Here is a 2,055-nt window from a genome sequence, read left to right on the forward strand (position 1 = left end):
ATAAAATCCCAGATAAAATTTTAATCTCCACCGATTTCCTATCTTTCTTAAAAAGTTCCGCCATTCGTTCCTTTAATACTTCTATCGTCAGCTTCATATCCCCTATTTTTTACTTCCATATTTTTAAATCTTTCTTATCTTGACAGTCTCTTCATCCTTTAAAAAAGTATATATATGTGTTTGAAAATTATTATGGGTTGATTAATTAAATAAATAGAAATGGTGGAAATAATGAATAAACCTTCAAAAAAGAAAGCAAATAAAATGATTCCAAACTTTGAATATGCAAGAAAATTAAAAGGAAAAAAGGTTAAGATATTTTTAAGAAATGGAGAAGTTATAGATGCAAATATTACTGGAATTTCAAACTATGAAATTATTGTAAAAGTAAGAGATAAAAACTTATTAATATTTAAACATGCTATTGACTACATAGAATACTAAATTTTATTTTTTATTCTACTTTTTATATTTAAATAAAAAAGGGTTTTTACTATTTTTTTCTATTATTAATAGTTAATCTGGTGAAGTTATATGAAATGGAAAAGAACACACTATTCAGCAGATATTAAGCCAGAAATGGATGGAGAAGAAGTTATTGTAATGGGCTGGGTGCATTCAATTAGAGCGTTAGGTAAAATTATATTTGTTATTTTAAGAGATAGAGAAGGATTTCTACAAATAGTAGCACCAAAACAAAAGGTTGGAGAGGAGTTATTTAAAAAAATAAAAAAACTAGGAACTGAGGATGTTATTGCTGTTAAAGGAAAAGTAATTGCAAATGAAAAAGCACCAAATGGATTTGAAATATTACCATTAGATTTGGAAGTTTTAAATACCGCTCAAAGACCTCTTCCATTAGACCCTTCTGAAAAAGTTCCAGCAGAGTTAGATACAAGGTTAGAAAATAGATTTTTAGATTTAAGAAGACCAAAAATTCAAGCAATATTTAAAATAAGAAGTGAAATGTTAAAATCCGTTAGAAAGACACTATACAATGAAGGATTTATTGAAGTAAATACTCCAAAGTTAGTTGCATCATGCACAGAGGGAGGAACGGAACTGTTCCCAATATCTTACTTTGAGAGAGAAGCATTTTTAGGTCAGAGTCCTCAACTCTATAAACAGATGTTAATGGCCACAGGTTTGGATAGAGTGTTTGAAATAGCCCCTATATTTAGAGCTGAGGAACATAACACAAGAAGACATTTAAACGAGGCTACATCTATAGATATTGAAATGGCATTTGCAGATGATAAGGATGCTATGGAAATGTTAGAGAAGGTTGTATATAATGCATTTGTAGATGTTTATGAAAATAGAAGCAAGGAGATTGAGACATTAGGAATTAAATTTGAGATACCTCCAAAAAAGTTTGATAAAATTACCTATGATGAAGCTATTGATATAGCAAACTCTAAGGGCGTTGAAATTGTTTGGGGGCAAGATTTAAGTAGAGAGGCTGAAAAGGCTATTGGAGAGGAGATGGGAGGATTATACTTTATAACTGACTGGCCATCTGACACAAGACCATTCTACACTATGCCAAAAGAAGATAATCCAGAAGTTTGTAAGGCATTTGATTTAATGTATAAAGATTTAGAAATATCTTCTGGGGCTCAAAGAATTCATCAGTATGATTTATTAGTAGAAAATATTAAGAAAAAAGGACTAAATCCAGATGGATTTACTTACTATTTAGAGGCATTTAAGTATGGAATGCCACCTCATGCTGGATGGGGTTTGGGGGCTGATAGATTTACAATGGTTTTAACTCAGCAAGAAAACATTAGAGAGTGTGTCCTATTCCCAAGAGATAGACAGAGATTAACACCATAATTATTTAATCCTCACTAAAATCTTATTTATTATCACCTCTCTCGCTAAAAATTCTTATTTTTTAGTTTAGGGGATTTTAATATTATATTTTTAGATTTTAAAAATTTTTATGAAATTTCGAAGGGTCTTCTATTTTGATTAATTTGAATATTTAATTTTATTAAATTATTGAGATTTTTTGGAGATTTTTATAGTTTATTTTTATCTTTAATTTTC

The 2,055-nt window shown here is 29.2% G+C and carries 2 protein-coding genes and 1 pseudogene; 2 read left to right on the plus strand and 1 reads right to left on the minus strand.

The annotated features are described in order from the left end of the window. A pseudogene (locus tag HZY31_RS06380) lies at window positions 1–97 on the minus strand (IS6 family transposase); the annotation flags it as partial. Window positions 98–231: 134 nt separating this feature from the next. On the opposite strand from HZY31_RS06380, the gene HZY31_RS06385 reads away from it, so the two are divergent. Together HZY31_RS06385 and aspS are read left to right on the plus strand one after the other, a co-directional pair. Next, window positions 232–444: an RNA chaperone Hfq gene (locus HZY31_RS06385; protein WP_297318590.1), complete on the plus strand. Its 213-nt coding sequence runs from the start codon at window positions 232–234 to the stop codon at window positions 442–444. A 90-nt stretch (window positions 445–534) separates the two neighbouring features. Then, a complete protein-coding gene (gene aspS / locus HZY31_RS06390) occupies window positions 535–1,839 on the plus strand; it encodes an aspartate--tRNA(Asn) ligase (protein WP_297318591.1) in 1,305 nt (434 codons plus the stop codon). Window positions 1,840–2,055 lie beyond the last annotated feature (216 nt).

It is taken from the genome of Methanocaldococcus sp. (genome assembly GCF_024490875.1).
GTDB lineage: Archaea > AGJL01 > Methanococci > Methanococcales > Methanocaldococcaceae > Methanocaldococcus.